This is a genomic window from Micromonospora sp. NPDC048839, assembly GCF_040649915.1.
Lineage (GTDB): Bacteria > Actinomycetota > Actinomycetes > Mycobacteriales > Micromonosporaceae > Micromonospora.
Genome location: NZ_JBEZGL010000042.1, coordinates 1 through 8,146 on the forward strand (window position 1 = coordinate 1; position 8,146 = coordinate 8,146).

An 8,146-nucleotide genomic window follows, 5' to 3' on the forward strand; every position below is an offset into this window, starting at 1 on the left:
GGTCGGCTCGCGCTTCAGCTGGCACGGTGGACCACTCGCTGCCGGGTTGGCCTCCTGCAAGGTTGAGCGCGGTGACCGCCGCCGCGATTGCGGGTACTGCGTGGCCGGTGACCTATTGGGCAACCTGGAACTGTCCCACAGGGAATCGCTGTCCATTTACCTGGATCTGCAGTGTGAACGCCCCGGGCACGACCGCCGCCGTACCGGTCGAGCGCAGAGGATGCTCCTTGGACAGGGTGACAGGCTGACCTGGTTTGGCAGTCACCCTACTGAGGAAGTAGACCTTCTCGCGGCGTTTCCCCCGCTGCGCGGTCGAGCAAATTGCGTACGACACGTGAAGAGGCACTGTTGCTTCGGCTAACAGATCTGCGCTGAAAGCCAAGGTCTCCCCTGCTCGAAGGGCGGTGCGCTGGATGTGGACGGCCGAGATGTCGACGCGTACGTCGCTCGGGTAGCCGAGAAACTCGTACGCGGGCGACCAACCCCTTTTAAGCGCGGCTTTCAGGGCCTCACGTGCGACGAAGTCGAACTCCTTCTCCCTGGTGCGCCTGTCGGTCTTCCAGCGGGTCAGGGTGGCGATGACGAGATCGCCGTCGGTGGCGGCGATGTCGCGTAGATGGTTGGCGACTGACCGCGTCACGTACCGGCTCTTGTCGAAGTGCAGCTGGGCGAGGACCGGCAGCCCAGCCTCTGGGGGCAGTCTGAGGCGTGGTGACCAGGGAAGCATGGGACGCGTCGACTCGCTCGCCAGGCGCCGTACCCGGTAGTCGTCGTCCCGCGCCCAGGCATGTACGGCGTTCATTGTTTGCTCAGGGAAGTCGTTGAGGAAGTACCGAACCGCGTCTTCGGCGGAGAAGTAGCAGGTGAAGCGGCGCAGCGCGTTGAGAGCCTGGTCAAGCTCTTTGCCGGTGCGGCAGTAGCGCGCGACGTAGTCGGAGTGTGGTGAGTACAGATGGAGGCCGAAGTCGTTGGTGATGCCGGCGGCTTGCGGCGTGGGTGGCAGAGAGCGCAGCAGCACGTCTAGCGCCGCGGTGCCGGTGACCGGCAGGTGATCGTGCAAGCCCTTCGCGGTGCGGGCTATGCGTGCCTTTAGCTCCAACCGGGGCAGGTCGGCCATTACGTCGGCGACGAAATTCTCTGCGGCGAACGTGGGCAGGACCCGCTTCACCTCTCGGCCGATCCGATCAATCCGCTCCGCGTTCAACGCGCGGTCCTTGACGAGTACCTTTTCGCCCATGCCGGAACCCTAGCCGCGATCATCCGCTTGACGGTGCGGGAATCGCCCCTCCGTGCGATCCCTGCAATGTTCCGGCTACCGGGCAGCGGTGCGGTACAGCAGGCAGCGGTAGCGGTAGCTGGCGCAGGGAGAGGCGCTATGAGGGGCAGCGTGGTTGTCCCAGACGACCACGTCGCCCTGCTGCCAGTGGGACCAGCCTCAGGACGCTGCTGCGGCTGGTCACCAAGCCGAGGCGGTCGGCCAGCCCTTAACCCCCTCCGCCCGACGCGCCCTACATAGTGAACCTTGCACCCCCGAGCCGGGTCAGTCCCGATTACGGAAAGTGAGCCAGATCCAATTGCAGCCGGCGTTGACAGCCCGGCCAGCGTGGTGGCTTCAGTACGTGAAGTGCAGTCGATGCAGGCGCGGAAAGGTGCTCGATGTGGGCCGGCTTTCCGGCGATCCAGTAGCCGGGCGATCGACCGGCGGCGCCTGTTCCTGGAGCCGCTGGCAGAAGGGTTGTCCCTCACTGCCGACAAGAAGGGACGAACTCCGGGCCTCTGGCCGACCGCCGAGATCACGTTGCGGGCCGTGCCAACACCTTCGAGGCCAATTGGGCCACCGCCAGCTGACCATCCAGCACCACCGTGTCGGCCGCACGGACAATCCCGACCTGCCGATGACGAGGTCGATCATGCACGGTATGGCAAGGCGCGTGGCCATGGACTGCCTGCCTCCGGAGCGTCGGATGGCGATAGGCATCCTCCTCACGGAGGCTGAGCGCACGGCGTTGGCCGGCGGGGATACTAGCCGGGTCGACTTGCCAGGCTTTGCTATGTCGGCTCGGCAGGAGCTGCACCGATAAAGCGTAGGACGGGTTGTGCTGGCAGTCGCCCTTAAACGGGTGCTCCGTCAGAGGATCCGATGTGTCGGCGTGTGAGCGCCACTGTGCCCGACGATGTGGGAGCCCGCGTGGACGGCGGTGGTGATGGCGTCGTGTAGCGGGGTGTGGCGGGCGAGGTCGAGGGCGAGGCAGCCGAGGAAGGCGTCGCCGGCTCCGGTGGTGTCAATGACCGGGACGGCGGGTGCGGGCACGGTGGCGCATCCGTGGGGGTGGGTGAAGGCGGCGCCGTTGGGGCCTGCGGTGACGACGACGGTACGAGGGCCGAGGCGCTGCAGCGCGACGGCGGCGTCGAGCGGATTGCCGGCGGTGGTGCGCAGGATGGCGGCAGCTTCGTGCTGGTTGACGACGAGGACATCGAGTTCCGCCAGCGTGGTGGGGTCGAGATCAGGGTGAGGGACGAGGTTGCCGATGATGATCGGCGCGCGGCGGTGGCTCAGCAGTGCGGTCACGGGTTCGGGTGGTAGGTCGAGCTGCACGATGACGGCTTCCGCGCCGAGGCCGGCAGCGGCGCGGTGGATGTCTCCGGTGGTGAGTTCGGTGGCGGGTGAGAGTGCGAGGGTGATGTAGCTTTCGCCGTCTGGGGTGACCTCGATGATGGCCGCTGCGGTGGTGGCGTCAGGGACGAGTTGGACGTGGCGGGTGTCGGCGCCTGCATCGGTCAGTGCTGTGGTGATCTGGTGGCCCCAGGCGTCGGTGCCGACGTTGGCGATCAGGGTGGCGCGCCCGCCATGGCGGGCGGCGGCGATGGCCTGGTTGAGGCTCTTTCCGCCGGCGTTGGCGGTCAGGGGCGAGCCGATGGCGGTGCGGCCAGGTCGGGCACGGTGGGGGACGTGGATGGTCAGGTCGATGTTGGCCCGGCCGACGAAGGCGACATCGACGCTGTCGCCCGAACCGCTGCTGTCGGTCACAATGTCGCTGCGGAAGCGGCCAGGGCGGCATGCAATTGCTGCACTCCGGGCTGGGTGGGAAACGCCGTGAGCTGGCGGCCTGCGATTGCGACCTCGCGTTGGATTCGTGCCGAGCGGGTGAGGTTGGCCAGGTTGAGCGCGGCGAGGGCGGCGGCAGCGGCCAGCTCGGGTTCATCGGCGGCGGCGTGGGCGGCGGCCGTGCGTGCCAGATAGCGGCCCCGTTCGCGTCGGTACGACTCCGGCCACGCGTCGAGGGCCTCACCGAAGCACCGGACGGCGGCGCCAGGTCGGCCGAGCCGAAGCCAGCCCTCGCCCTCTTGCGCGCTGATGTATGCCGTGGTGCAGAACGCACCCAGCCCACCGCCGTCTGTTCCGGTGGCGGCAGCGAGATGGTGGGCTTCGTCGATGGCGGCCCGGAACGAGTCGGCGTCACCTTCGATGGTGTGCCCGTGGGCGCGTTGCACCGCCGCGAACGCGCGCACCTGCTCCTGGGTGCTGCCAGTGCGCTCGGCGGCACGGGCGAGCCCGGATACGCGGTCCTGATCAGCGGCGTCGGCGGCTCGCTGCGCCATGCGGGCGAAAACGTAGGCGGTGAACTCCATGTCGCCGGCTTCTTGGGCCATGGTCAATGCTTGGGCGAGCCACCAGGCGCCGGCGTCGCGGTCGCCCAAATCGTCGCTGAGCCAGCCGGCGAATTCTGCCCACCGGGCCTCGGTACTCAACAGCGCGTCGCGCAGGCTGCCTCGGGCGGCTCGGCGGTAGTCGGCTATGTGGCCCAGCTGCTGGCGGGCAGTGGGGAGGATCGTCGCGGCGCCGACCCGGTTGTCGGACTCCACGAGCACTGACCGCAGCACCGCGAAGTGCTCGACGACGGCCGGATCAACCTGTGCCGCCCGTGACGCCGCCGCCAGCGGCTCCGCACCCGCCAGGGATGCCACCACACCGCCGGGGACCGCTTGTAGGAGCGCCCGGCGGCTGACCTGAACCTGCTGGCCTCGCCCGTTTACCACAGCCGTCACGATATCGGTCTCCCCGGCGAGCTGGCCGCCTGCGTCGGTCATCAGGGCGGTGCCGGTTGCGGTCAGGGCGGTGGTGAATGCTGCCGTTCCCCTGGCCCGCCTGTACTTCTGCCGGACGGCGATGACTTGGTCATACCCGGCGGTGAGGGCGCCGTCGGTGTCGAGGACCTCGTCACAGCGCATCCAGAAGGCTCGCTCTGGGTGCTGGCGCCCGACTTCGGTGTTCGCGATCGTGCTGCGGCCGGTGAAGACTATGGGCGCCAGCGAGTGCTGGGTGTAGCCGGCAGCTTTGCGGTACACGGCCAACTGCTGGCCGAGCGCGCGCCACGCCTCGCTCACCTTGTGCGGGTCTGCCACCGTTGCCCCCTGGGGCCATCGCGCCCCGGCCGGCGTAGCGAGATGACCGAGCGCCGGCCAAAGGCAGTCGTCGATGTAGATGGTTACCCTACCGTGCGAGCGTCGCTGCTTCGGTCCTCCACACGCCTCGGTGGCAAATGATTCCGCCGCGGTCAGAAACCCGCCGCAGCCGGGTGGCGTGCAGGGCGATTCACAGCTCTGGCCGGTTGCGGTCGAGGCGACGCCTGCGGGGTCGATTCTGCCATCGGTGCGGGTACTGGTGTAAGGCAGGCGCCGTGAGGACCGATGGCCCTGGCGGGCATGGCGGTGGTGCGCTGTGGTGGGACGGAGACGCTAATCCACTGGGTCATCGTTGCCGCGTGTCCGTGTGCGATCACGTCGAAGATCGGGTCGTCGGAGAAGGTGGAGAACAGGACGCAATTCACGCCTCGGTGGAGGTGGTCGAGGAACACCTTGGGGGAGTTTGATCTCGATGCGGAGCCGCCCCCGGCATTCGACCACGGTTTTCCTGGCAGGAGGTTCACCCTGCGGTGGAGTGAGTCGTCAGCTGGCCGTGCACGGTGCCGGACGGAGGTGAGTGCAACCAGAACGGCAACAACGTCGCCGGTCGACTCGGGCTGGTCATTAACCCCTTCTCATGTCAGGTGCCAGGCGCTGGGCGAGTTCCTCGGGTGTGATGATCTCGATGCCCAGCGTCCGAGCCTTGTCGAGCTTGCTTCCGGCCTTCTCTCCAGCGACGACGAGGTGGGTGCGGGCAGAGACGCTTGAGGATGCGCGTCCCCCTGCCTTGGCGATCAGTTCGGTCATCTCGGTTCGGGATAGGTCCGAGAGAGGGCCGGTCATCGCACCGGTTACCACCACGGTCAGCCCCGCCAAGGGCAGCTCGCTCTTCGCCTCCTGGGCGGACGTCTCGGCATCGCCTTCAGCATCTGTGGGCGCAGAGAGAACGAAGCCGGGCTGGTTCATATTCACACCTGCGGCGACGAGCTTGTCGATGACCGGGGCGAGGTCGGCCAGTTCCTCGACGATCACTGGGGCCTTCTCATTGCCGATGCCGTTGACCTGCTCGAGAGCGACGGCGTCGGCGTCTCGGATGGCCTGCATGGAGCCGAAGTGCGCGGCGATGCGCAGCGACATGGAACGGCCGGTGCCCAGGACGCCCAGGGCGCAGAAGACGCGATTGAGGGGCTTGGTCTTGGCCGTCTCGATCGCGGCCAGGAGGTTGTCGGCGCTCTTGACCCCCATGCGGTCCAGGGTGAGCAGCTGATCGCGGGTGACGCTGAACAGGTCGGCGAAGTCCTCAATCAGCCCCTTGTCGACGAGTTGCACGATGATTTTCTCGCCGAGGCCGTCGATGTCGAGCGCGTCGCGGGCGACGGCGTACCGGATCGCCTCTTTCTGGCCGCAGGAGCGTCCCCGTGCGCAGCGCCAGCGCTCCTGGCTGCGGTCGATGCCGGAGCCGCAGCGCGGGCAGAGTTCGGGGAAGTCGATGGGCTGCTCGGTGCCGGTGCGGAGGCCGGCGACCGCGCCTTCGACGCGGGGGATGACTTCGCCGGCTCGGTAGACGATGACGTGGTCTCCGAGCATCAGGCCGCGGCGGGTGATGTCGGCCGGGTTGTGCAGCGTGGCGTAGGTGATGGTGGTGCCGGCGACGTCCACGGGGTCGAGGACGGCCCGTGGGGCGATCACACCGGTGCGGCCCACGCTCCACTCCACGGCGCGCAGCACGGTGATCTTCTGGGCGGCCGGGAACTTGAAGGCGGTGGCCCAGTGCGGGGTGCGAGAGCCCATCCCGGCCCGGATCTGGTCCGCGGGGCTGTCGGCCTTGATCACGGCACCGTCGAGTTCGATGTCGAGTCCCGCACGCAGGGCGCCGATCTCGTGCACCCGGTTCACCACCTGGTCAAGGGTTGCGTAGGTGCGGGTGGCGAGCGGGGTGTCGGTCATCGTCCCCAGCCCGAGATCGGCGAGGCGGGCGATGAGCTGGGTGTGGGTGAGCGCGGCGAGGCCGGGATCGTCGGTGTGCTCGGGGTGGGTCAGCGCGGCGTAGGCCAGGAAGGTCTGCCCGATCCGGTAGGCACGGTCCTTGGCGCGCAGTGAGCCCGAGGAGGCGTTGCGGCGGTTGGCGAAGGCCGTGGCGCCGTAGGCGATCCGCAGCTCGTTCGCAGCGGCGAACTGGTCCTCGGTCATGAGGACTTCGCCCCGCACCTCGACCGTGACCGGTTCGGTCAGGGTCATGGGCAGGCCGATGATGTCCCCCATCGCGTGGGACACGTCCTCCCCGGTCGACCCGTCGCCGCGGGTGACGAGTTGAACCAGCCGGCCCTCCCGGTAGCGGGCTGCCAGGGCCACACCGTCGAGCTTGGGTTCTACCGCCCAGCCTGTCACTGCGGCTCCGCCCAGCCGCCGCTCCAGCGAGACGGCCCACGCCGTCAGTTCCTCGTCGGAGAAGACGTTGCCCAGGCTGAGCATCGGAACGGGGTGCGCGACGTCGCCGGTTGTCACGCCTGCCGAGACCTGCTGGGACGGGGAGTCGACCGCGATCTGTCCGGGGTGCGCGTCCTCCCACGCGGTGATGCCGCGCAGCAGCCGATCGTAGGTCTCGTCGTCCAAGTCTGATTCGCCGGAGCCGTAGTAGGCATCGGCGGCCTTCCGCGCCTGCGCGACGGCTTCAAGGTAGGCGGCCTCGTCAGCGAGGTCGACAGCGGGCGCCGCTGCGGAAGGTGGGGTCATGCTGCCCATTCTGCTGACTGCCCCTGACAGCCAGTCGGTAGCGCTGGTGGGATTCATCCCTGGCGTCGCGTCGGGGCGAGCCCGAGCATGCGATAGAAGGTGTCGTTCTCGAAGCGTCGGTGTGGGTCGAACGTGCGGAGAGCCTGCCGGAACCGGTGGAAGCCGTCGGTGTTGGAGGCGGGCAGCAGCTCCGGAGTGAAGTATTTGCCCCAGTGCGGCCTACCGCCCAGGCCGTAGAGCAGGCGCTGGATGTCATCGAGGGAGGGCTGCCTGCGTGGGACTCAGGTGGCCGTGGGCTGGGCCGGTGGTATGCAGGATGACGGGGTATTGCCGCTTGTGCGTCTGTCGATGGGGGTGAGGGCGCGAACCCGGCGCTGATCAAGGTGTACCCCGGGGCTGCGGGCGCTGTCGATATCCGAGCGGTCGTCGGCGATGATGGGGCGATGCGGTTGCTCATCCTTGGCGGAACTTGGTATCTCGGTCGAGCGATCGGCGAGCTCGCTCTCGATGCGGGCTGGTCTGTGACCACCTTCAACCGGGGTGCCTCAGCACCCGATCTTGTCGGGGTCGAGGCTGTGCGCGGTGACCGGGAGCGGGTGGAGGATCTACGGCGCCTTGCGGGGCACGGTCCGTGGGACGCGGTGATCGATACGATTGGGTTTGTACCGAAGCAGGTTCTGAATGCCGCGACCGCGTTGGAATCGGTGGTCGGCCATTACGTGTTCCTGTCCTCCGTAAACGTTTACACCGGGTGGCCGAACGAAGCGCTGGACGACACTTCGACGCTCTTCGCCTGCCCACCAGACGCGAACGCGTCGTTCGGCGTGGAGTTGGGCTACGCGGGGCAGTACGGGGCTCTGAAGGCTGGATGTGAGCGAGCCGTGGTCTCGGTTATCGGCACGGAGCACTCCACAGTTCTGCGTCCAGGCGTCATCCTCGGGCCCCGTGAATATGTCGGCCGCCTGACGTGGTGGCTTGGCCGGGCGGCCCGCGGGGGCCGCCTTCTGGT

General features: G+C 68.0%; 5 protein-coding genes and 1 pseudogene. 1 reads left to right on the forward strand and 5 read right to left on the reverse strand.

What is annotated here, in order from left to right:
* Nucleotides 1-112: 112 nt before the first annotated feature.
* The 5 genes from AB0C25_RS36345 to AB0C25_RS36365 all read right to left on the reverse strand — a co-directional run bounded on the left by AB0C25_RS36345 (nt 113) and on the right by AB0C25_RS36365 (nt 7,388).
* Nucleotides 113-1,237, reverse strand: a complete 1,125-nt coding sequence (locus AB0C25_RS36345; protein ID WP_357310798.1) for a hypothetical protein — start codon at nt 1,235-1,237, stop codon at nt 113-115.
* An 891-nt stretch (nt 1,238-2,128) separates the two neighbouring features.
* Nucleotides 2,129-3,028, reverse strand: a complete 900-nt coding sequence (locus tag AB0C25_RS36350; RefSeq protein WP_357310796.1) for a PfkB family carbohydrate kinase — start codon at nt 3,026-3,028, stop codon at nt 2,129-2,131.
* Nucleotides 3,025-4,404 (reverse strand): helix-turn-helix transcriptional regulator, encoded by a 1,380-nt coding sequence (locus AB0C25_RS36355; RefSeq protein WP_357310794.1) that lies wholly within the window; start codon nt 4,402-4,404, stop codon nt 3,025-3,027. The genes AB0C25_RS36350 and AB0C25_RS36355 overlap by 4 nt, the downstream gene beginning before the upstream one ends.
* A gap of 624 nt (nt 4,405-5,028) precedes the next feature.
* Nucleotides 5,029-7,194, reverse strand: a complete 2,166-nt coding sequence (ligA, locus tag AB0C25_RS36360; protein WP_357379607.1) for an NAD-dependent DNA ligase LigA — start codon at nt 7,192-7,194, stop codon at nt 5,029-5,031.
* Nucleotides 7,191-7,388 (reverse strand): D-arabinono-1,4-lactone oxidase, encoded by a 198-nt coding sequence (locus AB0C25_RS36365; RefSeq protein ID WP_357379609.1) that lies wholly within the window; start codon nt 7,386-7,388, stop codon nt 7,191-7,193. Before AB0C25_RS36365 ends, ligA begins: the two co-directional genes overlap by 4 nt.
* Before the next feature lie 192 nt (nt 7,389-7,580).
* Between AB0C25_RS36365 and AB0C25_RS36370 the strand changes: the two are divergent.
* Nucleotides 7,581-8,146, forward strand: a pseudogene (locus AB0C25_RS36370) (NAD-dependent epimerase); the annotation flags it as partial.

Excerpts from the sequence above, each read along its gene's own strand:
- AB0C25_RS36345 (WP_357310798.1), bottom strand. The coding sequence starts at position 1,237 with ATGGGCGAAAAGGTACTCGTCAAGGACCGCGCGTTGAACGCGGAGCGG.
- ligA (WP_357379607.1), bottom strand. The coding sequence starts at position 7,194 with ATGAATCCCACCAGCGCTACCGACTGGCTGTCAGGGGCAGTCAGCAGA.